The following is a 22,947-nucleotide window of genomic DNA, read 5'->3' as shown; positions in this document are numbered from 1 at the left end:
GGGCCGCAGTATTACGCTTCGCGCACGAGGCGCCGGGGCGGGTTCGTGTCAGACCGGCCAGGCTGCCGCGAGCGACGAACGAACGTCGCCGAGCAGCTGCGGCAGAGCCTTGGTCTTCGCGATGATGGGCAGGAAATTGGCGTCGTGCTGCCAGCGCGGGACGATGTGTTGGTGCAGGTGCGCCGCGATTCCGGCTCCCGCCACTTCGCCCTGGTTCATGCCGATGTTGAAGCCGTGGTTGTGCGAGACCTCACGGATGACGCGCATGGCGGTCTGCGTGAGCGCCCCGATCTCAGCCACTTCTTCGGGAGTGGCCTGGTCGTAGGTCGCGATGTGACGGTACGGGCAGACCAGCAGGTGACCGCTGTTGTAGGGGAACAGGTTGAGCAGCACATAGGCGTGCTCGCCACGAGCGACGATCAAACCATCCTCGTCACTCAGCGAAGGGGCGTGGCAGAACGGGCATTCGTGTTCCTCGGGCTGCTGGCCCTTCTCGATGTAGACCATGCGGTGCGGGGTCCACAGGCGCTGGAACTCGTCGGGCACCCCCGCGAGATGCGCGGCATCGTCGATGCGAACGTCGGATGCCGCGGCACCCGAGTCGGCGTCGTAGTCCCCCATGCTCAGGCGGGCCATGCGGTGTCCACCTGAACGCGGTCGGCGATCGACTGGGTGATGCGCTGGATGGCGTCGGCCACGGGGATGCCGTTGAGCTGCGTTCCGTCGCGGAAGCGGAAGCTGACCGAGCCGTTGGCCGAGTCTTCTTCACCCGCGATGAGCTGGAAGGGGACCTTGGCCTTGGTGTGGTTGCGGATCTTCTTCTGCATGCGGTCGTCGGAGTGGTCGACCTCGGCGCGTACGCCGGCTTTCTTCAGCTGATCGATGACGTCTTGCAGGTAGTCACCGTACTGCTCGGCGACGGGGATGCCCATGACCTGCACGGGGCTCAGCCACACGGGGAACGCGCCGGCGTAGTGCTCGAGCAGGATGGCGAAGAACCGCTCGATCGAGCCGAGCAGTGCGCGGTGGATCATGACGGGCTGCTGACGCGATCCGTCATCAGAGGTGTACTCGAGTTCGAAGAGTTCGGGCTGGTTGAAGTCGAGCTGCACGGTGGAGAGCTGCCACGTGCGGCCGATGGCATCCCGAGCCTGTACCGAGATCTTGGGGCCATAGAACGCCGCACCACCGGGGTCGGCGACGAGCTCGAGGCCCGACTCGACGGCGACCTGACGCAAGGTCTCGGTCGCTTCTTCCCAGACCTCGTCGGTTCCGACGTACTTCACCGGGTCTTTCGTCGAGAGTTCGAGGTAGAAGTCGTTGAGGCCGTAGCCGCGCAGGGTTTCGAGCACGAACTGGAGCTGGCGGGCCAGCTCCTCTTTCACCTGACCGGGCGTCACATAGATGTGGGCGTCGTCCTGGGTCAGGCCGCGCACGCGCGTGAGACCGGAGAGGGTGCCGCTCTTCTCGTAGCGGTACACGGTGCCGAATTCGGCCAGACGCATGGGCAGCTCGCGGTAGCTGCGGCCACGGGCGCGGTAGATCAGGTTGTGCATGGGGCAGTTCATGGGCTTCAGGTAGTAGTCCTGGCCCTGGCGCGTCAACTCGCCAGCCTCGTTGTATTCGGCGTCGAGGTGCATCGCCGGGAACATGCCGTCTTTGTACCAGCTGAGGTGCTGGCTGGTCTCGAAGAGGTGGCCCTTGGTGATGTGCGGGGTGTTGACGAGGTCGTAGCCCGAGGCGACGAGTCGCTCGCGCATGTAGTTCTCGATCTCGGCGCGGATGATTCCGCCCTTGGGGTGGAACACGGCGAGACCCGAGCCGATCTCGTCGGGGAAGCTGAAGAGGTCGAGTTCGCGGCCGAGCTTGCGGTGGTCGCGCTTCGCCGCTTCCTCCATGCGGGCCTGGTAGGCGCGCAACTCGTCCTTCGTGGGCCACGCGGTTCCGTAGATGCGCTGCAGCTGCGGGTTCTTCTCCGAACCCCGCCAGTATGCGGCGGCCACGCGGGTGAGCGCGTAGCCGTTGCCGATCATGCGCGTGGACGGCAGGTGCGGCCCCCGGCAGAGGTCCTTCCACAGGGTTTCGCCCGACTTGGGGTCGATGTTGTCGTAGATCGTGAGCTCGGCGCCGCCGACCTCGACATTCTCGTTGTCTTCGCCGGCGTTGGCGCCCTTGATGCCGATCAGCTCGAGCTTGTAGGGCTCGGACGCGAGCTCCTCGCGGGCCTCTTCCTCGGAGACCACGCGGCGCACGAAACGCTGGCCCTGCCGGATGATCCGGTCCATCTCCTTCTGCAGCGCCTTGAGGTCTTCGGGCGTGAAGGCCTCGTGCACGTCGAAGTCGTAGTAGAAGCCGTCGGTGACGGGCGGCCCGATGCCGAGGCGGGCGTCGGGGTTGACCTTCTGCACGGCCTGCGCGAGCACGTGGGCGGCCGAGTGACGCAGGATGTTCAAGCCATCCTCGGAGTCGATCGTGACGGCCTCGACCGTGTCGGCGTCGGTGACCTGCGTGGCCAGATCTTTCAGCTCGCCGTTGACGCGCATCGCGACGACGGACCGGTCGGTGAATAGCTCAAAACCGTCAGGCACCAGGGTCCACTCCTTAGACAAAATCGTTCGGTACAACTGTAGTGCGACGGCGGTGGCTCGACGCGCAGCGGGTCCTCACGACCGAAGCCGTGAGGACCCGCAGAGACCGGTCGTGATGCGCTTAGCGGTTCGCCTCGCGCCGGCGTGCTGCGATCCATAGCATCGATCCGAGGACCATCAGTGCCAGCACGGTCATGCCGGCCACGAGTGGGGCGGCGCCGGTTGCGGCGAGGATGATCTTCGGCTCGGGCGACAGGGGCACGATAGCGACGGATGGCTCCGAAACCACCGGTCCCGATCGAGCGGATGCCGTGGCCACCGCGGTATTCGAGACACCCTGGGCGCCGATATCCGTGTCGGTCACCGCGTAGTTCGCCGAGGCCGTCACGGTCTCGCCCGGCGCCAACTGACCGGCCTCCCCCGGCCAGGTGCCGAAGGTGACGAGCGAGAGGCGAGGCAGCCGATCATCCACCTGCACGTCGGTGAGTGTCACGTTGCCATCGTTCGTCACCGCGAAGGTGTACTCGATGGATTCGCCGGGCACTGCGTGCGATCCTCCGGCGAAAGCTGCCCGCTTCTCGATGGTGAGGACTGCCAGGTTGTTCAAATCGACGTTTGCCGAATCGAGCGCCTCGGGGATCGAGCGGCCGTCCGGAGTCCGCGCTGCCGCCGAGGCGGTGTTGTCAACCGTTCCGGTATCGATGTCCGCCTGCGTCAGAACGTAGGAGGCGGTTGCGTGCACACTCTGACCCGGTGTCAGAACGCCCACGGTTCCGCTCGGGTACTGCTCGAACGCGATCGCTGAGATGCCCGGTAGTTCGTCGCGCACCGAGACGTCCGTCGCCGTCGTGGCGCCGACGTTCGAGATGTCGAATCCGTAGCTGATGCGGTCGCCGGGCGCGGGAGTGTCGCCACCCTCGAAGACGGCGGTCTTGTCGATGGCGATCTCGGAGTGCGCCTGGATCGGCACAGTCACGGTGCTCGTGACGGGCGGGACGGGACCGCTGCCGCTGACGCCCGACACGGTCGCCGTGTTGTCGACCGAGCGGGCATCGACATCGGCCTGGGTCAGTGCATAGCTCGCGGATGCCGTTACCGTCTCGCCCGGCGCCAACGACCCTGGTGTTCCCGGCCAGGCGTCGTACTCGAGGGTGCTCAACCCGGGTTTCGGGTCGAGGATCGCGGTCTGGGCCACTGTCAGCGAGCCCGTGTTGGTCACCGTGAAGGAGTACTCGACCCGGTCCCCCGCTTCGGAATCGCCCGGTGCCACAGATCCCTTCTTCGTCAAGGTGAGGCTCGCCGACCGGTCGAGCGTGGTCGTCGTGGTCGACGCGGGCGCATCCACCGGTCGATCCAGCGGAGAGGTGGCCGAGGCGGTTGCCGTGTTGACGATCGAGCCGCGATCGGTGTCCGCTTGCGTGACGGTATAGCTGGCGCGGAACGTGACGCTCTTGCCCGGCGGCAGCACACCCGGGCTGCCGCTCGGCCAGTCGGTGGCGGCCGGGGCACTCAGCCCGGGAAGCGGGTCGGCGACCGTCACACCCGTCAGCGTGACGGCGCTCGGGTTCGTCACGACGAACGCATAGGTCAGTACATCGGAGGTGTTGGTGACGGCGTCTTTCGAGACATCCGTCACGTTCTCGACGGTCTTCTCCAGGTCGAGCGCAGGCTGAGCGGCGATGAGCTCGACGGTGTAGTCCTCGACCTCGCCGGCGCGTTGCGGGCCCGACGGGCCGACCGCGACGGAATCACCGACGGTAAGGCGGATGCGGGCGAAGGACGTGCCGGAGGTAGAGATGCGTTTCTCCAAGCCCGTCCAGGTCACGCGGCTGGTGGTGCCGGACGCTCCGGGCGGTACGACGGCCGAGGCAGCCTCGTTCTGTTCGAAGGTGCCGTTCCGGTCGAAGTCGATCCAGGCGGTCAACGTGGCCGGAACCGACAGGACACGGTTCGTGGCCGAGACGTCGAGAGAGTACCCCGAGCCTTCGAGCGCTTCGACGACCGGCAGAGCTGCCACGCCATCCTCGTCGTCGATCGCCGTATTCGGACGTTCGCCGGCCGTGGCGTCATCACCGCGCGCATCCGCACTGAATGCCGACGTCGTCTCGCCATCGACCAGGGCGCCGAGGAATGTGGCCGCGTTGGCGGGGTGGGATGCCGCGCCATAGCTCTCGGGGGCATCGCCGTGGTCGACCGCAAACGTCGCGCAACTGGGGGCATAGCCGTCGAGGCCTTCGCCGCCGAGCTGCGGACGGTAGCCCCGCACGATGGATGAACTCAGCTCACCGTCGCCGGCGTCACAGAATGGCCCCTCGATGCGCTGTTCGGTGAGGTTGCCGCGGCCGTCGCCCGCGGTCGCCAGCGTCTTCTGCGCCGTGCCATCCACCTTCAGCTCCCCGTCGGGGGTCACGACGAGGGGGCGGCAACTGAGAATGGCGCTCTGCGTCCAGCGCGTGCCCTGGCTCGCGAAGGTCGAGCCCGAGAGCTGATAGGCCACCTGGTTCACCGGGCACAGGCCGTCGGATGTCGCGCCCCGGCCCTCGTCGAACGCGGGGTAGGTCAGCCAGTCCGCGTTCGGCGTCACGACGGGCTTGCCGTCGGCCCCGACATCCACCGTTCCACAGAGGAGGTCCAGCTGCACGAGGATGCCGCCGGGACCTGTCGTTCCCACGCGGTTCTGTGCGCGAGCACCGATCAGCACCTCGTCGGCATCGCACTCGCGCGGCTGCTCTGCCCCCTTCTGCGAACCGATGATGCCCCCGCTCGTGGAGGGTGTGACGGGGACCGCGGCCACTGCAGCGCTGGCGGCACCGCCCCCGACCATCAGCGCCACGAGACCCGCCGCTAGGAGCCCCCTGCCGCGACTTCGCCGCGCTTGCGACCTCTTCTGCTGCCCTCTACCTGCATCGAACACTCGGCACGCTCCATTCATCGAACTGTCGCCCCATCATGGCATGCTGAAATATCACAAGCAAGAACGCAGTCCCTACGGGCAGGGTCCTACCCGCGTGCCGCACCTCCTCGGACAACCCCCGGACCTAATCCGGAGGCTCCGTCGGCTCGCCATACCGGGATCGAACCAGCGCGATCGCAAGTCATGCGATCGCGGGTCACTGTCGATCCCCCACAGAAACCTCAGCTGTCCACGGTTGCGGCCTGTTTAAAACAGAAAACCCCCGGACATAACCCGGAGGCTTCGTCGGCTCGCCATACTGGGATCGAACTAGCGCGATCGCAGGTTATGCGATCGCGGGTCACTGGCGATCCCCGACAAAAACCTCACCTGCCCACGGTTGCAGCCTGTCTTAAACAGAAAACCCCCGGATCTTGATCCGGGGGTTTGATTGTGGGCGATACTGGGATCGAACCAGTGACCTCTTCCGTGTCAGGGAAGCGCGCTACCGCTGCGCCAATCGCCCGCTGAACATCTTTCGATGTGTGGGGTTTGTGAGTGTTGGAGGTGGCGACGGGATTCGAACCCGTGTGGACGGCTTTGCAGGCCGCTGCCTCGCCTCTCGGCCACGCCACCGCGTGTGGTTGCCCACATGCCGTGACCAGCCTGGAAGACTGATCTTGACACTCGAGCGGATGACGAGATTCGAACTCGCGACCCTCACCTTGGCAAGGTGATGCGCTACCACTGCGCCACATCCGCATTGCGCTCATTTCTGAGTGCTTAGGAACTCTAACTGACGGGGAACGCTTTGCACAAACCGAGAACCCACTTTTTCGGTTTTCGGGGGGTTTGTGACGTTTTCGGCCGTCCCATTTGGGTTGCCGATTCGCAACGTGACCGGGCCGATTCTCTTAGGGTAATTTTTCTCTATTTTTCGGCGAATTTTTCTCCGAAGCACTCCCCCGAGGGCCCGCGCCCTCCCGGTTCGCGTTTCCCGCTTTCGCTCCGCTAAGATCGAATCTCGCAGGCGGACGTTCTTCCGTTTCGCGGGCGATTGGCGCAGTTGGTAGCGCGCTTCCTTCACACGGAAGAGGTCATCGGTTCGAGTCCGGTATCGCCCACCATTCTTCAGGTCCGCCAGTTCGCGCTGGCGGATTTTTTGTGCCCCTGTGGTTTCCGCAGGTCTAGGACGGGGCCACTGGTTCGTCAACGGGGTGTTGTCGGCATCACGACCGTTTTAGCGTGGAATGCGTTCGACCGGTTGGCCGGACGACGTCGAAAGGGAGGATTCCACGATGACTGAGAACATTTCGGGTAAGAAGGTCGCTTTTCTGTTGACCGACGGTTTCGAGGACGCCGAGCTGACGAGCCCGTGGCAGGCGGTGACGGAGGCTGGCGGCATCCCCACCCTGGTCGCACCGTCTTCGGGTGAGGTGACCGGGAAGAACGGCCACACGCAGGGCGTGGACCAGACCGTTGCGGATGCTTCGGCGGACGCGTTCGATGCGCTCGTGTTGCCGGGCGGGGTCGTCAACGCCGACAATATCCGCATGGAGCAGGGCGCCGTATCGTTCGCGCGCTCGTTCTTCGAGCAGCACAAGCCTGTCGGCGTGATCTGCCACGGCCCGTGGTTGCTGATCGAGGCCGATGTGGTTCGCGGACGCCAGATGACGAGCTTCGCCAGCCTGCAGACCGACCTCAAGAACGCCGGCGCCGACTGGGTCGACGAAGAGGTCGTGGTCGACAGCGGCCTCGTCTCGAGCCGTACTCCGGACGACCTGCCGGCGTTCAACGCCAAGCTCGTCGAGGAGATTGCCGAGGGCGAGCACTCAGGCCAGACGGTCTAGGAGCCGCCGAGCGGTGAGCGATAAGGGGATGGCGTTGCGACGCTCATCCCCTTTTTGCTGCCCGGTGATCGTCGCGACGGAGCGTGTCGGCGTGGGTGCTGGCGGCGGCATCGGCATCCGGGTAGACAGGGTGTCATGTCAGGTGCCGAGCAAGTCGAGATCGAACGCAAGTATGACGTGGCCGCGGAGAGCGATGTGCCCGACCTGACCGAGGTCGAGGGCGTGGCGAGCGTGACGCGGCACGAGGGTGTGCCGCTGGACGCGCTCTACTTCGACACCGAGGACCAGGTTCTTGCGGCGAACCACATCATCATCCGGCGGCGATCCGGTGGCGCGGACGAGGGGTGGCACGTGAAGCTGCCCGCCGACGAGGGGCGCACCGAGGTGCACTGGCCGTTGGAGGACGGATCCGAGGACTCGGTGCCCGATGGCGTGCTCGAACGTCTGGCAGCCGTATTGGAGGGTCGGGCGGTGACACCGCTGGCGCGCATCCACACGGTTCGCACGCTCGTTCACCTGCAGGATGCCGCGGGGAACGATGTCGCCGAGATCGCCGACGACGAGGTCTCGACGACGGACCTGCGGGTGGGCACGAAGCGTGCCTGGCGCGAGTGGGAGGCGGAACTCCTGCCGGGGGCACCCGCCACGCGCGACGAGCGCACGGCACTGTTGGATGACATCGAGCGGGTCCTCGTCGCCGCCGGTGCCCGACCCTCGTCTACGGTCGCCAAGATCGCTCGCGCCCTGGGTGCCGACGCGAACTTCGAGGACTAGTCGCGCAGCGGCGGGACCTCTTCGCCCGCGCGGGGCGGTTGCGGGGGCGTGCCGTCGCCGAACGGGCGACCGCCGAGGGCCTCGCGGCCGTGCGGGGTCAGCCATCCGGTCTCTGAGGGGCCCTTCGGCACGATGCCTGTCGGGTTGATGTCGCTGTGCACGATGTAGTAGTGCTTCTTGATCTGGTCGAAGTCGATCGTGTCGCCGAAGCCGGGGGTCTGGAACAGGTCACGGGCGTAGGCCCACAGCACGGGCATCTCGGTCAGCTTGTTCCGGTTGCACTTGAAGTGGCCGTGGTAGACGGCATCGAAGCGCGCGAGCGTCGTGAAGAGGCGGACATCCGCTTCGGTGATGGTGTCGCCCACCAGGTAGCGCTGGGTCGCGAGGCGTTCCTCGAGCCAGTCGAGGCGCGCGAACAGAGTGTCGTAAGCGCGCTCGTAGGCGCGCTGCGAACCGGCGAAACCGGCCTTGTAGACGCCGTTGTTGACGTCGTGGAAGATCTTCTCGGCGACATCGTCGATTTCGGCGCGGAGGTGCTCGGGGTAGAGATCGGGCGCGCCGTCGCGGTGGAACTCGGTCCACTCGGTCGAGAAGTCGAGCGTGATCTGGGGGTAGTTGTTGGTCACGACCTTGCCGCTCGGAACGTCGACGATGGCGGGCACGGTGATGCCGCGCGGATAGTCGGGGAACCGCGCGAAGAAGGCCTGCTGCAGTCGCTCGATGCCGAGCACCGGATCAACGCCGCCCTCGTCGAGGTCGAACGTCCAGCTGTCCGCGTCGTGCGTGGGGCCGGGCAGCCCGATGCTGATGGCATCTTCGAGGCCGAGCAGGCGGCGCACGATGATGGAGCGGTTGGCCCAGGGGCACGCACGGGCCGCTACCAGCCGGTATCGTCCCGCCTCGACCGGCCAGCCGTCTCGGCCGTCACGCGTGATGCGGTCCTCGATGTAGTTGGTGTCTCGGTTGAACTCTTGACCGGGCTCGACGTAGCGGCCCTGCGTGCTCTCTGCCATGGGTCGAGCCTACGCGTCGCCGTCCGCGGCGGCCGCGCCCGAGGCATCGTCTTCTTCCGACTCGACCGTGTCGCTGTCGGCGTCGTAGGTGTAGGCGGGGCCGTCGGCGGTTTCGCCGGCTTCGGTGCCATCGGCCTTCGAGCCGCCACCCTCGGTCGACTCCTCGGCCGGGTCGGTCGGAAACGGTCCGCCGTAGCCGCCGGTCCCCTGTTCTTCGGCCTTCTCGACGGTGTAGTCGCCGTCGTTTTCTCCGATGTTTGCGTCAGGCATGTCGCTCCTTTTGTCGGTGTGTTCAGCAGACTAGGTGAGCCTCCGCGGCCGGAACACGGGGTTGCGAGATGGCCCGCGGCATGCCACACGGCACGGATGCTGCGGCGTCAGGCAGCCGACGAGGAGGCGGTCAGGCGAGGCCACGGGCCGGCGTCGGCTCCAGACAGCGAGCGTGCGGATCCAGGCCGCTGCGCGCTCGCTCAGGCGACGCCACGGACCGGCGACGGCTCCAGGCGGCGCGCGTGCGGATCCAGGCTGTTGCGCGCTCGCTCAGGCGGTGGCCGCGCGACGGGGCTTGCGGGGCGCGGCGGGCCGATACGGCGAGACGGTCGGGTCGTCGGTGATCCAGAAGCGCCACGGGAAAGCATCCGAGCCGGCCTCGCCGCTCACGCCCGTGCGCGGACCGCGGGAGATGTGAGTGGGAGGCACGTCGGGCAGTTCGAGGCGGGCCCACGTGCGTTTGTCGAGCGGGCGCTTCGCCACGAGTCGCATGTCGTCAGAACCGTCGGCCGCGAGGCGCTCGTCGCCAGAATTCTCGGCCGCGAGTCGCATGTCATCAGAACCGTCGGCCGCAAGGCGCTCGTCGCCGGCATGTTCTGACGCAGGGGGCTCTCCAGACCCGGATGACGGGGGCACGGCGTCGCTCAGCGCATCCATGCCGTCATGCTCGGTGTAGACGAGGCCGAGCGCTTGGGCGAGTCGGCCGGGACCCCGGGCGAGGTCGCGAGACGTTCTGGCGGCCGGGCGGCGACTGCGGGCCAGCTCCTCCCCCGCAACGATCTCACCGGCGCGCAGCAGGACCCCCGACGCAGTTCCTTCGGGCGAACAGACCACGTTGACGGCGTTGTGCATGCCGTACGAGAAGTACACGTAGAGATGGCCGGGCTCGCCGAACATGGTGGCGTTGCGGGCCGTCCTGCCCATGCGGGCATGGGAACCGGCGTCGTGCACCTGCCCCGTGCCGAGGCCGTGGTAGGCCTCGGTCTCGGTGATGCGCACCGTGATGTCGCCCTCGGGAGACGAGATCGTGAGATGGGCTCCGAGAAGTTCGGGGGCCACCTCGAGCGCGTCGCGGGCGAAGAAGGTTCGGGATGCGCGCATCCGCTCATCTTCTCAAGCGGCCGGGGTGGCGGGCAATGGGCCGAGGGGGTGGGATGCCGATGCGCTGTCGCGGCGGCCCCAGAGCGCCCAGGTCGCGGCGGCCACGACGAGGGCGACGACGGTTCCGAGAGCCGTTTCGACGAGACGGTCGACGATGAGGGTCGCCGTGTCGGTGGGATGCGCGAGGTCGATCATGACGAGGGCGAGCGGTGTGACGAACAGCAGCGCGAAGCCGTAGTTGCGCGTGACGAAGAGTTCGGCCGCGATCTGCAGGGCCACGACGAGCGCGATGGCCGCGAGACCCGAAGGCTGGGCGGAGAGAAGGACGGCCGCGAGGATGAGGCCGAGGAAGGTTCCGGCGATGCGGTGGGTGGCGCGCAGGGCCGAATGCGAGAGGCGAACGGCGACGAGGGGCACGACGGCGGCGATCATGGCCCAGTAGGGGTGTCCGATGCCGAGAGCCGTGGAGAGGCCGCCGGCGAGAGCCGCTGCGACGCCGAAGCGGGCGGCGTGGGCGAGGCGTTGGGTGCCGCCGGGGAGGAGTCGGGTGAGGCGGCCCGTGGCAGGCACCGAGGCACCGGCAGAGGCAGCGGCACCGGCAGCGGAAACCGCGCCACGGCGCTCCGCGCGAGCGCGCCTCACGATCACGGCGCCGGCGGCGCCCACGATGAGCGACACGACCGCCGCACCCGACGACACGACGAAGGCGATGAGGAGTGAGTTCGGGCCGGGCGGCACCGACGCGACCGCGCACAGCGCAAAGACCCCGAAGAGCGGGCCGGGCGGGTTCCAGCGGAAGACGTCGGAGAGCACGGCCACGAGCGTGGCCCACACCGCGCCGATGCCGACGATCCACCATTCGTGCGCGGGCATCCCGGCGATGATGACGCCGAGAACGACCGCACCGACCAGCACGATCGCGGCCGACAGCTGCATGCGGAACCGGTGCCGATAGCCCACGTTGCGGCCGTACAGGGCCGCAAACGACCCGAACGCGGCATACAAGGACCACTCGACGTGACCGAGCGCCCACACCGTGACGAGCGGTACGACGACGGATATCCCGGCCCGCACGGCAACCCGGTGAGAGCCCGCGTGGGGGCCGAACACGAAGACGGTCTTCCACCAGGAACGGGTGGGCGCAGCAGAACTCATACTGTATATTTTACCAGTAAAGCATTTCGCGAAGGAGCAGCATGCCCGGCACCCCTCATCCCCCCGAGATCCGAGACTCCGTCGACGAGACGCGCGCCGCCTGGGCGACCGTGCGGCCCGAACTCGACACGACCGCGATCGCCGTGCTCGGCCGCATCCACCGCCTGTCGCGGGCCGTCACGCTGCTGAGCGACGCCCTGCTCGAACCCTTCGGCATCGGCCGCGGCGAATTCGACGTGCTCACGGTTCTGCGCCGGTCGGGCTCTCCCGTCGCCGCAACCCGGCTCGCCCATCTGCTCACGGTGTCCAACGCGGCCGTCACCAAGCGGATGCTGCGGCTCGAAGCATCCGGCCTCGCCGAGCGGCAGCGGGCCAGTCACGACAAACGCGTCGTGCTCGTCGACCTCACTCCCGCGGGCCGCGATCTCATCGACGATGCCCTGCCCGCCCAGCTGGCCCTCGAGGCCGAGATCGCCGACGTGCTCGGAGGCGGCGATCGCGACGCCACGGAAGACGCACTGCGTCAGTTGCTGGTCGAAGCGGAACGACGACTGAACGCTTGAGAACAGTGCCGCACGACGACCGGGCGGCACGCCGCCTGACTCGCGCGCGCCGCGCCAGACAGCTGCCCACTCGCGGGTCGGTGATTGAATAGCGGGATGGACGTTAACCGCTACATCGACGACTTCGCCAGCTACCTCCAAGCCTCGCCCAGCTCGTATCACGCCGCCGCCGAAGCCGCGCGCTGGCTCGACGAAGCCGGTTTCACCCGCCTGGACGAGCGCACCGACTGGCTCGACGCACCGGGCGGTTCGGCGGGCGCGGACGCCGGCTCGGCCTCGCCCCGCACCGAGGCGCGCCGCCACTACGTCGTGCGCGACGGAGCGATCATCGCGTGGGTGCAGCCGCACGATGCCCACGCCACCACGCCGTTCCGCATCCTCGGCGCCCACACCGACTCCCCCGGTTTCAAGCTCAAGCCACACCCCAGCATCGGCTCGAACGGGTGGCTGCAGGCCGGCGTCGAGGTCTACGGCGGCCCCCTGCTCAACTCGTGGCTCGACCGCGAAATCGAGCTCGCCGGACGCCTGGTCGACCGACACGGCGTCGAACACCTCGTGCGCACGGGCCCGTTCCTGCGCATCCCGCAGCTCGCCATCCACCTCGACCGGGGCGTCAACGACGGCCTCACGCTCGACAAGCAGCGCCACACCCAGCCCGTCTACGGCGTGGGGGATGTCGGACACTCAGATCTCCTCGCGCACCTGGCGGGGCTCGCCGGACTGGACGCGTCCGAGGTGAAGGGCTACGACATCCTGACCGCCGACACGCAGGCGCCGGCGCGCTTCGGCCTCGACAAGACGCTCTTCGCGGCCGGCCGCATGGACAACCTGAGCTCGGTCTTCGCGGGCCTGCGGGCGCTCATGGAGGTTCCCGCCGACACCAAGACCATCAGCGTGCTCGCGGCCTTCGACCACGAGGAGCTCGGCTCGGAGACACGTTCGGGCGCGAGCGGACCCTTCCTTGACGACGTGCTCACGCGCATCGGTGCCGGGCTCGGCCAGACACCCAGCGATCGCCTGCGCGCCTACGCCGCCTCGTGGTGCCTCTCGGCCGACGCTGGGCATGTCGTGCACCCCAACTACCCCGAGCGCCACGACCCGGCCAACCGGCCGATCGCCGGGTCGGGTCCGCTGCTGAAGATCAACGCGAACCAGCGCTACGCCACCGACGGGCACGGGGCAGCGATGTTCGCCCACGCGGCGGCCCAGGCGGGCGTGCCCTACCAGGAGTTCGTCTCGAACAACGTCATCCCGTGCGGTTCGACCATCGGGCCGCTCACGGCGACACGCCTCGGCATCCGCACGGTGGATGTCGGCATCGGTCTCCTGTCGATGCACTCGGCGCGCGAACTGTGCCACGTCGACGACGCACCCGCGCTGAGCTCGGCGATCGGGGCGTTCTTCGCTCCCGCCGACGAGAAGTAGCGAGCCGGCCGTGGAGGAACGAACCGCCGCGGTCGGAAGGCCAGAACGCACGACGAAGGGGATGCCGCGTGATGCGACATCCCCTTCGTGCTGTCCTGTGTCGTTCGACCCGTCGGATCAGACGACGTCGAGCGCGTAACCCTCTTCGCCGTGCACCGAGGTGTCGACACCCGCGATCTCGTCCTCGTTCTTCACGCGGAACCCGATGGTCTTCTGGATCGCGAACCCGATCACCAGCGCCACGACGAAGGAGTAGATCAGCACCGCCAGAGCCGCCACGACCTGCAGCACCAGCTGCTCCCATCCGCCGCCGACGAACAGCCCCGTCGAGGTGGCGAAGAAGCCGAGGTAAACGGTGCCGATGAGGCCGCCGATGAGGTGGATGCCGACCACGTCGAGCGCGTCGTCGAAGCCCCACTTGAACTTCAGTTCGATCGCGAGAGCGCACACGGCACCCGTGATGACGCCGAGCAGCAAGGCCCAGCCCGGGGTCAGGTTGGCACACGCGGGCGTGATCGCCACGAGACCGGCCACGGCACCGGAGGCCGCGCCCACGGAGGTGGCTTTGCCGTCCTTCAGCTTCTCGATGATGAGCCAACCGATGATCGCCGCGGCCGTCGCACCCAGCGTATTGATGACGATGAGGCCGACCTTCTCCATGTTGTTGAGCCACTCGGCACCGGCATTGAAGCCGAACCAGCCGAACCACAGGATGGACGCGCCGAGGAGTGTCAGCGGAACGTTGTGCGGCTTCGACATGCCCTTCTGGAACCCGACGCGCTTGCCGAGCACCAGGGCCAGCGCGAGGGCCGCAGCACCCGCGTTGATGTGCACGGCCGTTCCGCCGGCGTAGTCGATGACCGCGAGGCCCGCCTCTTCGCCGAAGAGCGTCGTGCCGAGGTTCATGATCCAGCCGCCGCCCCACACCCACGCGGCGATCGGGAAGTACGCGACGGTGGCCCAGATGCCCGCGAAGATCATCCAGGCGCCGAACTTCGCGCGATCGGCGATGGCGCCCGAGATGAGGGCCACCGTGATGATGGCGAACGTGGCACCGTAGGTGGCACCCAGCAGGTCGGTGTTGGCGGTCTCACCCTGCGACAGCGCCGTGAGGCCGAAGTCGGAGAACGGGTTGCCCGCGAAGTCGAAGGCGCCCGAGACGGCGCTCATGTTGAAGCCGTAGAGAATCCAGAGCACGCTGATGAGGCCGAGGGCCCCGAAGCTCATCATCATCATGCTCACGACGCTCTTGGCCTTGACGAGTCCGCCGTAGAAGAAAGCGACGCCGGGCGTCATGAACAGCACGAGTGCTGTCGCCGTGATCGCCCAGGCAATGGTGCCGGTGTCCATATCGTGTCCTTAACCTGCTCGAGTATGCATCGGGTTTGCCACCGGACGCTGGGCGTCCGGCTGGCACGATGACAGTCTCGGCGGGCGAGATTCCACGGGTGTTCACACCGCATTTCGGGTGTGTTACGGATGCTCGCGAGTGTTGCGAGCGTGTTTCGGCGGTGCTGCTACTCCCCCGTCGTGAGGGCGATCATGCGCGACATGGAGCGCAGGTATTTCTTGCGGTACCCGCCCGAGAGCATGTCCCCGCCGAAGACCTCGTCGAGCGGCGTGCCCGTCTGCACGATGGGGATCTGGGCGTCGTACACGCGGTCGATGAAGGCCACGAGCCGCAACGCCTCGGTCTGCGAGTCGAGCACGTGGACATCCCTCAGGCCGATCAGTGACAGGCCGTCGAGCAGACCGATGTACCGCGAGGGGTGCACGGTCGACAGGTGCTGGATCAGGTCGTCGAACGTGTCGTCGGATGCGTCGTCCCCCGCGCGCCGGGTCGTGACATCTTCGAGCGCCTCGGTGTAGGCGGCTTCGTCGCGCACCGCCGCGTGCCCCTCGATCGACCGGCGGCGGTAGTCGTTGCCGTCGATGCGCAGCGTGCGGAAGTTGTCGGACATCGCCTGGATCTCGCGCAGGAAGTCGGCCGCCGCGAAGCGCCCTTCGCCGAGCGCATTGGGCGGCGTGTTGGATGTCGCGGCGATACGCGTCCCCGTGGCCACCAGTTCGCCGAGCAAACGCGTCATGACCATGGTGTCGCCCGGGTCGTCGAGCTCGAACTCGTCGATGCAGATGAGCGTCGACCCACGCAGCTCCTCCACGGTGGCGGCGTAGCCGAGCGCGCCCACGAGAGCCGTGTACTCGATGAACGTGCCGAAGTATTTGCGCGGCCCGGGGGCGGCGTGCCAGAGGGCCGCGAGGAGGTGCGTCTTGCCCACACCGAAACCGCCGTCGAGGTAGACGCCGGGCTTCACGGCGGGCGCCTTGTTCTTCTTGCGCCCGAAGAAACCTCCGGACTTCTGCACGCCCCACGAGTCGGCGAATTCGGTGAGGATCGTGACAGCTTCGGCCTGGGAGGGGAAGTCGGCATCCGGCCGGTAACTCTCGAAGCTCGCCGTCTCGAACTGACGCGGCGGCACGAGGCTCGCCACGATCTGCGCGCCCGAGATCTCGGGGCTGCGGGCGGCCAGGCTGACGACGCCGGTGGTCTCGGAGGGCGACATACGCTGACACCTTTGTTCATTCGGGGGGCGCGAATATGACATCCGGCTGAGGGATGCGTAGATTCACACGGGGAAGAAATCAGGACGGGCAGCCGGGAATGAAGCTGGCCGTGCTCCAGCTTAACCTCACCAGGAGGAACAATGACCGTCGAACGTGAGCAGAACCCCGAGTTCGAGGCGTACGCGCACCCCGAACGCCTCGTCAGCACCGCCTGGGTGGCGGAGAACCTCGGCCGTGAGGGCCTCGTCATCGTCGAATCCGACGAAGACGTGTTGCTCTACGAGACCGGGCACATCCCGGGCGCCGTGAAGGTCGACTGGCACACCGAGCTCAACGACCCCGTGCAGCGCGACTACATCGACGGCGCCGGCTTCGCCGCCCTGCTCTCGAAGAAGGGCATCTCGCGCGACGACACCGTCGTCATCTACGGCGACAAGAACAACTGGTGGGCCGCCTACGCCCTCTGGGTCTTCAGCCTGTTCGGCCACGAAGACGTGCGACTGATGAATGGCGGCCGCGACACGTGGATCGCCGAGGGCCGTGCCCTGACCACCGAGCGCCCCGCCCGCCCCACCACCGACTACCCCGTCGTCACGCGCGACGACTCGGCCCTGCGTGCCTACAAGGACGACGTGCTGGCCCACCTCGGCAGCCCGCTCATCGACGTGCGTAGCCCCGAAGAGTACAGCGGCGAACGCACAACGGCTCCCGCCTACCCCGAAGAGGGCGCCCTGCGCGCCGGCCACATCCCCACCGCCCGCAGCGTGCCGTGGGGCAAGGCCGTCGCCGAGGACGGCCGGTTCAAGAACGTCGACGAGCTGTCGGCCATCTACCGCGACGGCGCCGGCCTCACCGACGGCGAACCCGTCATCGCCTACTGCCGCATCGGCGAACGTTCGAGCCACACCTGGTTCGTGCTGCAGCACCTGCTGGGCTTCGACGACGTCAAGAACTACGACGGTTCGTGGACCGAATGGGGCAGCGCCGTGCGCGTCCCCATCGTCACGGGCACCGAGCCGGGCGAGGCCCCGCAGACGCGCTAGCGTTGACGCATGAGTGACAACACCCTCACCGGCCAGGCGGCCGAGATCCGCGACGAATTCCTCGACCTCGACCTGTCGTCGCGTCTCGAACTGCTGCTCGAGTTCTCGAACGAGCTGCCGGCTCTGCCCGAGCGTCTCGCCGACCATCCCGAGCTGCTCGAGCGCGTGGCCGAATGCCAGGCGCCCGTGTTCATCGTGGTGGAGGTCGACGAGGGTCTCGTGACGATGTTCGCGCAGGCGCCGCCCGAGGCCCCGACCACCCGCGGGTTCGCGTCCATCCTCGCGCAGACGCTCAACGGCCTCACGGTCGACGAGGCGCTGGCCCTGCCCGACGACTACCCGCAGATGCTGGGGCTGTCTCAGGCAGTGTCGCCGCTGCGCCTGAACGGCATGAGCGGCATGCTGCAACGCGCCAAGCGACAGCTGCGGGCCCGGGTCGGCCGATGACCACCGCGGGGTCGGCTGCGTCCGGCGCGCCAGGCGCCCCCGAGGCCTCTGGTCCCTCCGAGACGGATGCCGACGCCCCCGTCATCGCGCGCGGCACCGGGTTGACCGAGATCGTGCCCGCCACGGCATCCCGCTGCACCGGCCGCACCGCCGACTCGAAAAAGTGGGTCTCAGAGCGATACCGCCCGCAGGCCGAGCAATGGCTCGCGCTCAACATGATCTCGAGCATCAACGGCTCGGCGACGGGCCCGGATGGCACGAGCGAAACGCTGTCGAACCGCACCGACCGCATGATCCTCGGCGTCATCCGCGATCACGCCGACGCCGTCCTCGTCGGCGCCGAGAGTGTGCGCGCCGAAGGCTACGTCATGCCGAAGACCGCCGTGCTGGCCGTCGTGACGCGCTCGGGTTCCCTCTCGGGCCACAAGCTGGGCGATGACTACGACGCCGAGCGGCTCGTCGTGCTCTACCCCGCGGGCAACGAGGAGCAGGTGCTCGCCAACCTCGGCGACCTGCCGTGCCGACGTCTCGCCATGCCGGGCACCGACCCGGGGCCGGCCGAGATCGTCGACACGCTGGCGGCCAACGGCTATCCGAGCGTGGTGTGTGAGGGCGGGCCGAATCTGGCTGGTCAATTCATCCGCGCCGGCCAGGTGGATGCCGTGTACCTCAGTGTTGCGCCCACCTTCGTGCTGCCGGCTCGCCCCCTCATCGGTGGCGACGACGAGTTCCAGCGCTGGTTCACGCTCGACGGGTTGCTCGTCGACGACGACGGCAACACCTATCACCGCCTGCGACCCGACACGCAGGACCGCACCGCGGCTTAGGGCTCGCCGATCGGCACGCCACCTGGCGGCAGTTGCGGGCAGACAGCTGACGCGCTGACCGGCTGACCCGCTAACCGGCTAACCGGCTGACCGGCTCACCGGCCGGCGTGCACCGGTCCTGTCGTGACCGACTGCTCAGGCGCCGCGCGGGAAGTTCTTGTCGAGCCAGCCCGCGATCGAGCGGTTCCAGCGGTCGGGGTCGTAGTTCCACAGCTTCGTGTGGCGAGCCACCTGGAAGATGTCGAGCGTCACGAGATCGGGGCGCGCGTCGGCCAGGGCGTGCGAACCGCTCGATGGCACGAACCCGTCGTCATCGCTGTGCAAGATGAGGATCGGCACAGACAACTCGCTACTGCGCGCGACGATATCGAGCGACGGCAGATCGAGCGGCGCGTCGAGGCCCGTGAGGCGACGGCCCCACGGGTTTCCGAGCGCCGCGAGGGCGCCGTGCCGCACGATGGGTGGAATGCTCTCGGCCTCGGCTTGGAACACCAGCACCCGATTCCAGTCGGTAACGGGTGATTCGAGGATGATTCCGCGCACGGCCCCCCGATTGCGCCCCTGCAGGGCGACCTGCAGGCTGATGGCGCCGCCCATCGACCATCCCATGAGGATCACGTCGCGCGCACCAGCAGCCAACGCGTAATCGATGGCCGCATCGACGTCTTCCCATTCGGTGGCGCCGAGGCCATAGCGGCCGTCGGCGCTCCGCGGGGCGTCACCGTCGTTGCGGTAAGAAACGTTCAGAGTGGTGAACCCGGCGTCGCGCAGCACGGGCACAGCACGCACCGGTTCGCCCCGCCCGACACCACGGCCGTGAACGAGGATGACCCACGTGTCGCGGGGGTTCTCGGCGGGCACGAGCCACGCCGGGGCTGCCCCGATAGGCGTCTCGATGCGCACGCTCTCGGACTCGAGGCCCAGCTCGCGCGGGTGCTGGTAGTACCAGCCGCTGAAGGTGGCGCGGCCATGCAGCGGCAGGCCGATCTCGTCGCTCTCGAGGCGACGTGTCACCGATGTGCGGTCGCGCCAGAGCACGGGGCCGAGCTTGAGGTAGCGCTCGGGCTGGCCGAACCACATTCCGTAGCGACCGGGCAGGACCGTGTCGGGCGTCGCGCGCAGCGTGATCGTCTTTCGGCGTCGATTGAGCGAGAGCACCTCGGTGTCGCGCTGCCTCTGCTTGGCGGGAGTCACCACCATGCGGGCGACGGCGCCCACGGCGACGACGGAGGCGATCGATGCGAGTGCGGCGACACCGCCGACGGCTGCGGCAGTGATGCCCACAATGCTCGGCGACGGCTTGCGGCTTGGGACGGCGTGGCTCTGGGCTTTCATTGGAAAGTAACTCTAGTCTGCGAGGGTGGCTGATACACCGATCCCGGGCGAGTACCCGGTGGAGTTCCAGGTTGCGCTCGACGCCGTGCGTCGCGCGGACAACCGTCCAGAGCTCACCGTGACCGAAATCCCCGCCCCCGGCAAGCTGGCGCCCTACGCCGTCGCCCTTGCCGCCGATGTCACGCCCGCGCCCGCCCGGCACGGCGAGGACTCGCCGCTCGGCACTGGCCGCTTCATCCTTCTGCACGACCCCGACGGTGTGGATGCCTGGGGCGGCACATTCCGCATCGTGTGCTTCGCGCAGGCCCCCCTCGAGACCGAGATCGGCCTCGACCCGTTCCTCGCCGAGGTCTCGTGGTCCTGGCTCGTCGACGCCCTCGATGCGCGGGACGCGAAGTACACGGCCGCCTCGGGCACGGCCACCAAGATCCTGTCCTCCGGTTTCGGCGAGCTCGCCGAACAGGGCGATGGCGCGCAGATCGAATTGCGCGCATCCTGGACACCCCTCGAGCAGGACGTCTCGGCACATGTCGAGGGCTGGGGTGAGCTGCTGTGCATGCTCGCCGGCCTTCCTCCGACCACCGAAGGCGTCACAATGCTCTCGACGAAAAGGAATCTCCGTGGCTGATCGTCACGTCATCGACACCCGCGAAGAGTATCTCGAGGCCGTCGACGCCATCGCCGCTGGGCACGGGCCCGTCGCGGTCGACGCCGAGCGCGCCTCGGGTTATCGCTATTCGCAGCGCGCCTACCTGATTCAGGTGTTCCGCCGCGGCGCCGGCATCTTCCTGTTCGACCCGCCGGCGATCGGCTCGTTCGACGAACTGCAGGCCGTCATCCGCGACGAGGAGTGGGTGCTGCACGCCGCGAGCCAGGACCTGGCCTGCCTGCGTGAAGTGGGTCTCTCCCCCACGCACATCTTCGACACCGAGCTGGGCGGGCGGCTGCTGGGCCTCGCGCGCGTCGGCCTCGGCGCCGTGGTCGAGGAGTTGCTCGGCATCCACCTCGCCAAAGAGCACTCGGCGGCCGACTGGTCGACCCGCCCGCTGCCCGAATCATGGCTCGAGTACGCGGCGCTCGACGTCGAACTTCTGGTGGACGTGCGCGACAAGATGGACGAGATGCTCGTCGAGAGCGGCAAGAAGCAGATCGCCGAGCAGGAGTTCGACGCCGAGGTGCAGAAACCCGAGCGGCCCCCGCGTCACGAGCCGTGGCGCCGCTTGTCCGGCCTCCACTCGGTGCGTGGCGCCCGCAACCTCGCCGTCGCGCGTTCGCTGTGGGAGGCGCGTGATGCCCTCGCCCGCGAACTCGACACCGCGCCCGGCCGACTCGTGCCCGACGCATCGCTCGTCGCGGCCGTGAAAGCCGAGCCCAAGACATCCAGCCAGCTCGCCAGCCTGCGCGCCTTCAGCGGCCGCGCCAGTCGCACCGAGATCGACCGGTGGTGGGCCGCCATCGAGGAGGGGCGCATCACGACCGATCTGCCCGTGCTGCGGCCGCAGACCGACACGCTGCCGCCGCCCCGGAGCTGGTCGGAGCGCAACCCCGAGGCCGATCTGCGCCTGAAGGCAGCCCGCGCCGCGCTGACGACGGTCGCCGATGAACTCGGGATGCCGGTCGAGAACCTTCTGACCCCCGAGACGCTGCGCCGCGTGGCGTGGGAACCGCCCGCCGAACCGGATGCCGCGAACATCCGCTCGGCTCTCGAGGCGCTCGGCGCCCGGCCGTGGCAACTAGAGGTAACCTCCGAGCCAATCGCCGCAGCCTTTGTGGAAGCCCACAACACGCCACCGGTCGAGGAGAGCCCGGAGTCGTAGGAAGGGTCAAAGGATTCCCGGCGGGAATGCGCTCCTCCTAGGCTTCTGAGCAACATCCGAAAGTGGGAGGCAGAGTGGCCGAGAGAACTGACGTCTATTTCGTCGATGGTGTTCGTACCCCGTTTGGGCGCGCCGGAGAAAAAGGCATGTACTGGAACACCCGGGCGGACGATCTGGTGGTGAAAGCCATGATCGGTTTGCTCGAGCGAAACCCCGACGTGCCGAAGGACCGGGTCGACGATGTGGCCATCGCGGCCACGACCCAGGTCGGCGACCAGGGCCTCACGCTCGGACGCACGGCCGCGCTGCTCGCCGGACTCCCCCGTTCAGTTCCCGGTTTCGCCATCGACCGCATGTGCGCGGGCGCCATGACGAGCGTCACCACGCTCGGCAGCGGTATCGCTTTCGGCGCCTATGACGTCGCCATCGCCGGTGGTGTCGAGCACATGGGCCGGCACCCCATGGGGTTCAATGCCGACCCCAACCCCCGGTTCCTCGCCGAGAAGCTCGTCTCGGGCGATGCGCTCGACATGGGCAAGACCGCCGAGCGCATCCACGACAGGTTCCCGCACCTCACCAAGGAGCGCTCCGACCGGTTCGGCATGCTGAGCCAGCAGAAGATCGCCGCGGCCTATGCGGCCGGCAAGATCCAGCCCGACCTCGTTCCCGTCGCCCTGCGCTCCGAACAAGGCTGGGGCCTCGCCACGCAGGACGAGGGCATGCGGCCCGAGACGACCATGGAGGGGCTCGCCACGCTGCGCACGCCCTTCCGCCCGCACGGGCGCGTCACGGCCGGTAACGCGTCTCCCCTGACCGACGGCGCCACCGTGAGCCTGCTCGCGGGCTCCGACGCCGTCAAGGAATTCGGTCTGCGACCCAAGATGCGCATGGTCAGCTTCGCCTTCGCGGGCGTCGAACCCGAGATCATGGGCATCGGACCCGTGCCCTCCACCGAGAAGGCGCTGCGCAAGGCCGGCCTGACGATCGACGACATCGGCCTGTTCGAGCTCAACGAAGCGTTCGCCGTGCAGGTGCTGTCGCTGCTCGACCACTTCGGCATCGACGACGACGACCCGCGGGTCAACCCCTGGGGCGGTGCGATCGCCGTGGGCCACCCGCTCGCCGCATCCGGTGTACGCCTCATGATTCAGCTCGCGGCCCAGTTCGAGGAGCACCCCGAGGTGCGCTACGGCCTCACCGCCATGTGCGTGGGCCTCGGCCAGGGCGGCTCCGTGATCTGGGAGAACCCGCACTTCACGGGCAAGAAGGGACGCAAATAGC

Annotated in this window: 20 protein-coding genes and 4 tRNA genes; 11 read left to right on the top strand and 13 right to left on the bottom strand. The window is 67.9% G+C overall.

All coding sequences use genetic code 11. The features are described from left to right. Positions 1–48: 48 nt before the first annotated feature. From ACZ6IE_RS07250 to ACZ6IE_RS07225, 6 genes are all read right to left on the bottom strand, one after another. Positions 49–636, bottom strand: coding sequence for an HIT family protein (locus tag ACZ6IE_RS07250; protein ID WP_464607378.1), 588 nt, complete (start codon positions 634–636; stop codon positions 49–51). Further along, complete coding sequence (thrS, locus tag ACZ6IE_RS07245; RefSeq protein WP_464608604.1) at positions 624–2,543, bottom strand: threonine--tRNA ligase; 1,920 nt, start codon at positions 2,541–2,543, stop codon at positions 624–626. Before thrS ends, ACZ6IE_RS07250 begins: the two co-directional genes overlap by 13 nt. Before the next feature lie 166 nt (positions 2,544–2,709). Continuing rightward, positions 2,710–5,412, bottom strand: coding sequence for a DUF7507 domain-containing protein (locus ACZ6IE_RS07240; RefSeq protein WP_464608603.1), 2,703 nt, complete (start codon positions 5,410–5,412; stop codon positions 2,710–2,712). Positions 5,413–5,935: 523 nt separating this feature from the next. Beyond that, positions 5,936–6,007: transfer RNA gene (locus ACZ6IE_RS07235), tRNA-Val, on the bottom strand. Between the two features lie 36 nt (positions 6,008–6,043). Continuing rightward, a tRNA-Cys gene (locus ACZ6IE_RS07230) sits at positions 6,044–6,117 on the bottom strand. Between the two features lie 54 nt (positions 6,118–6,171). Next, positions 6,172–6,243, bottom strand: a tRNA-Gly gene (locus tag ACZ6IE_RS07225). Positions 6,244–6,532: 289 nt separating this feature from the next. On the opposite strand from ACZ6IE_RS07225, the gene ACZ6IE_RS07220 reads away from it, so the two are divergent. The 3 genes from ACZ6IE_RS07220 to ACZ6IE_RS07210 all read left to right on the top strand — a co-directional run bounded on the left by ACZ6IE_RS07220 (position 6,533) and on the right by ACZ6IE_RS07210 (position 8,105). Next, positions 6,533–6,608: transfer RNA gene (locus ACZ6IE_RS07220), tRNA-Val, on the top strand. Positions 6,609–6,779: 171 nt separating this feature from the next. Beyond that, positions 6,780–7,331, top strand: a complete 552-nt coding sequence (locus ACZ6IE_RS07215; RefSeq protein WP_079727532.1) for a type 1 glutamine amidotransferase domain-containing protein — start codon at positions 6,780–6,782, stop codon at positions 7,329–7,331. A 135-nt stretch (positions 7,332–7,466) separates the two neighbouring features. Next, entirely contained in the window at positions 7,467–8,105 is a 639-nt protein-coding gene (locus ACZ6IE_RS07210) for a CYTH domain-containing protein (protein ID WP_464607377.1), read from the top strand. On the opposite strand, the gene ACZ6IE_RS07205 is transcribed toward ACZ6IE_RS07210, so the two are convergent. The 4 genes from ACZ6IE_RS07205 to ACZ6IE_RS07190 all read right to left on the bottom strand — a co-directional run bounded on the left by ACZ6IE_RS07205 (position 8,102) and on the right by ACZ6IE_RS07190 (position 11,644). After that, positions 8,102–9,118: a glutathione S-transferase family protein gene (locus ACZ6IE_RS07205; protein WP_464607376.1), complete on the bottom strand. Its 1,017-nt coding sequence runs from the start codon at positions 9,116–9,118 to the stop codon at positions 8,102–8,104. The two genes, ACZ6IE_RS07210 and ACZ6IE_RS07205, sit on opposite strands and share 4 nt — an antisense overlap. 9 nt (positions 9,119–9,127) lie before the next feature. Further along, complete coding sequence (locus ACZ6IE_RS07200) at positions 9,128–9,388, bottom strand: hypothetical protein (protein ID WP_464607375.1); 261 nt, start codon at positions 9,386–9,388, stop codon at positions 9,128–9,130. 270 nt (positions 9,389–9,658) lie between these two features. Continuing rightward, entirely contained in the window at positions 9,659–10,489 is an 831-nt protein-coding gene (locus ACZ6IE_RS07195; protein ID WP_464607374.1) for a DNA-3-methyladenine glycosylase, read from the bottom strand. Between the two features lie 12 nt (positions 10,490–10,501). Beyond that, a complete protein-coding gene (locus ACZ6IE_RS07190; protein ID WP_464607373.1) occupies positions 10,502–11,644 on the bottom strand; it encodes an FUSC family protein in 1,143 nt (380 codons plus the stop codon). 41 nt (positions 11,645–11,685) lie between these two features. Here ACZ6IE_RS07190 and ACZ6IE_RS07185 point away from each other — a divergent pair, with 41 nt between their 5' ends. After that, on the top strand, positions 11,686–12,207 hold the full coding sequence (locus ACZ6IE_RS07185) for a MarR family winged helix-turn-helix transcriptional regulator (protein ID WP_464607372.1): 522 nt from the start codon (positions 11,686–11,688) through the stop codon (positions 12,205–12,207). Between the two features lie 96 nt (positions 12,208–12,303). Further along, positions 12,304–13,632: a M18 family aminopeptidase gene (locus tag ACZ6IE_RS07180; RefSeq protein WP_464607371.1), complete on the top strand. Its 1,329-nt coding sequence runs from the start codon at positions 12,304–12,306 to the stop codon at positions 13,630–13,632. Positions 13,633–13,749: 117 nt separating this feature from the next. Here ACZ6IE_RS07180 and ACZ6IE_RS07175 read toward each other — a convergent pair whose 3' ends face one another. Continuing rightward, positions 13,750–14,982 (bottom strand): ammonium transporter, encoded by a 1,233-nt coding sequence (locus ACZ6IE_RS07175; protein ID WP_464607370.1) that lies wholly within the window; start codon positions 14,980–14,982, stop codon positions 13,750–13,752. 167 nt (positions 14,983–15,149) lie between these two features. Then, on the bottom strand, positions 15,150–16,196 hold the full coding sequence (gene zapE, locus ACZ6IE_RS07170) for a cell division protein ZapE (RefSeq protein WP_464607369.1): 1,047 nt from the start codon (positions 16,194–16,196) through the stop codon (positions 15,150–15,152). Positions 16,197–16,337: 141 nt separating this feature from the next. Here zapE and ACZ6IE_RS07165 point away from each other — a divergent pair, with 141 nt between their 5' ends. From ACZ6IE_RS07165 to ACZ6IE_RS07155, 3 genes are read left to right on the top strand one after another with little or no spacing between them, the layout of a single operon-like run. Then, a complete protein-coding gene (locus ACZ6IE_RS07165) occupies positions 16,338–17,240 on the top strand; it encodes a sulfurtransferase (protein ID WP_464607368.1) in 903 nt (300 codons plus the stop codon). A gap of 9 nt (positions 17,241–17,249) precedes the next feature. Then, on the top strand, positions 17,250–17,687 hold the full coding sequence (locus ACZ6IE_RS07160) for a SufE family protein (RefSeq protein ID WP_464607367.1): 438 nt from the start codon (positions 17,250–17,252) through the stop codon (positions 17,685–17,687). After that, the gene (locus ACZ6IE_RS07155; RefSeq protein WP_464607366.1) at positions 17,684–18,514 is read left to right on the top strand and encodes a dihydrofolate reductase family protein; all 831 of its coding nucleotides are present in this window, start codon (positions 17,684–17,686) and stop codon (positions 18,512–18,514) included. The genes ACZ6IE_RS07160 and ACZ6IE_RS07155 overlap by 4 nt, the downstream gene beginning before the upstream one ends. 135 nt (positions 18,515–18,649) lie before the next feature. Here ACZ6IE_RS07155 and ACZ6IE_RS07150 read toward each other — a convergent pair whose 3' ends face one another. After that, on the bottom strand, positions 18,650–19,849 hold the full coding sequence (locus ACZ6IE_RS07150) for an alpha/beta hydrolase family protein (protein ID WP_464607365.1): 1,200 nt from the start codon (positions 19,847–19,849) through the stop codon (positions 18,650–18,652). A 25-nt stretch (positions 19,850–19,874) separates the two neighbouring features. On the opposite strand from ACZ6IE_RS07150, the gene ACZ6IE_RS07145 reads away from it, so the two are divergent. From ACZ6IE_RS07145 to ACZ6IE_RS07135, 3 genes are all read left to right on the top strand, one after another. Continuing rightward, complete coding sequence (locus ACZ6IE_RS07145; RefSeq protein WP_464607364.1) at positions 19,875–20,477, top strand: DUF3000 domain-containing protein; 603 nt, start codon at positions 19,875–19,877, stop codon at positions 20,475–20,477. Continuing rightward, positions 20,470–21,666, top strand: coding sequence for a ribonuclease D (locus ACZ6IE_RS07140; protein WP_464607363.1), 1,197 nt, complete (start codon positions 20,470–20,472; stop codon positions 21,664–21,666). Before ACZ6IE_RS07145 ends, ACZ6IE_RS07140 begins: the two co-directional genes overlap by 8 nt. Before the next feature lie 74 nt (positions 21,667–21,740). Next, complete coding sequence (locus ACZ6IE_RS07135; RefSeq protein WP_079727517.1) at positions 21,741–22,946, top strand: thiolase family protein; 1,206 nt, start codon at positions 21,741–21,743, stop codon at positions 22,944–22,946. The last annotated feature ends 1 nt before the right edge of the window (position 22,947 follow it).

This window comes from Okibacterium sp. AC114, from assembly GCF_979253355.1.
Note: the sequence above shows the minus strand (reverse complement) of the source record. Positions and strands in the feature narration are given on the sequence as shown.

Excerpts from the sequence above, each read along its gene's own strand:
- ACZ6IE_RS07205 (WP_464607376.1), bottom strand. The coding sequence starts at position 9,118 with ATGGCAGAGAGCACGCAGGGCCGCTACGTCGAGCCCGGTCAAGAGTTC.
- ACZ6IE_RS07190 (WP_464607373.1), bottom strand. The coding sequence starts at position 11,644 with ATGAGTTCTGCTGCGCCCACCCGTTCCTGGTGGAAGACCGTCTTCGTG.
- ACZ6IE_RS07175 (WP_464607370.1), bottom strand. The coding sequence starts at position 14,982 with ATGGACACCGGCACCATTGCCTGGGCGATCACGGCGACAGCACTCGTG.
- ACZ6IE_RS07195 (WP_464607374.1), bottom strand. The coding sequence starts at position 10,489 with ATGCGCGCATCCCGAACCTTCTTCGCCCGCGACGCGCTCGAGGTGGCC.
- ACZ6IE_RS07215 (WP_079727532.1), top strand. The coding sequence starts at position 6,780 with ATGACTGAGAACATTTCGGGTAAGAAGGTCGCTTTTCTGTTGACCGAC.
- thrS (WP_464608604.1), bottom strand. The coding sequence starts at position 2,543 with ATGCGCGTCAACGGCGAGCTGAAAGATCTGGCCACGCAGGTCACCGAC.
- ACZ6IE_RS07210 (WP_464607377.1), top strand. The coding sequence starts at position 7,467 with ATGTCAGGTGCCGAGCAAGTCGAGATCGAACGCAAGTATGACGTGGCC.
- ACZ6IE_RS07160 (WP_464607367.1), top strand. The coding sequence starts at position 17,250 with ATGAGTGACAACACCCTCACCGGCCAGGCGGCCGAGATCCGCGACGAA.
- ACZ6IE_RS07180 (WP_464607371.1), top strand. The coding sequence starts at position 12,304 with ATGGACGTTAACCGCTACATCGACGACTTCGCCAGCTACCTCCAAGCC.
- ACZ6IE_RS07185 (WP_464607372.1), top strand. The coding sequence starts at position 11,686 with ATGCCCGGCACCCCTCATCCCCCCGAGATCCGAGACTCCGTCGACGAG.
- ACZ6IE_RS07155 (WP_464607366.1), top strand. The coding sequence starts at position 17,684 with ATGACCACCGCGGGGTCGGCTGCGTCCGGCGCGCCAGGCGCCCCCGAG.
- ACZ6IE_RS07240 (WP_464608603.1), bottom strand. The coding sequence starts at position 5,412 with ATGGTCGGGGGCGGTGCCGCCAGCGCTGCAGTGGCCGCGGTCCCCGTC.
- ACZ6IE_RS07165 (WP_464607368.1), top strand. The coding sequence starts at position 16,338 with ATGACCGTCGAACGTGAGCAGAACCCCGAGTTCGAGGCGTACGCGCAC.
- ACZ6IE_RS07250 (WP_464607378.1), bottom strand. The coding sequence starts at position 636 with ATGGCCCGCCTGAGCATGGGGGACTACGACGCCGACTCGGGTGCCGCG.
- ACZ6IE_RS07200 (WP_464607375.1), bottom strand. The coding sequence starts at position 9,388 with ATGCCTGACGCAAACATCGGAGAAAACGACGGCGACTACACCGTCGAG.
- zapE (WP_464607369.1), bottom strand. The coding sequence starts at position 16,196 with ATGTCGCCCTCCGAGACCACCGGCGTCGTCAGCCTGGCCGCCCGCAGC.
- ACZ6IE_RS07150 (WP_464607365.1), bottom strand. The coding sequence starts at position 19,849 with ATGAAAGCCCAGAGCCACGCCGTCCCAAGCCGCAAGCCGTCGCCGAGC.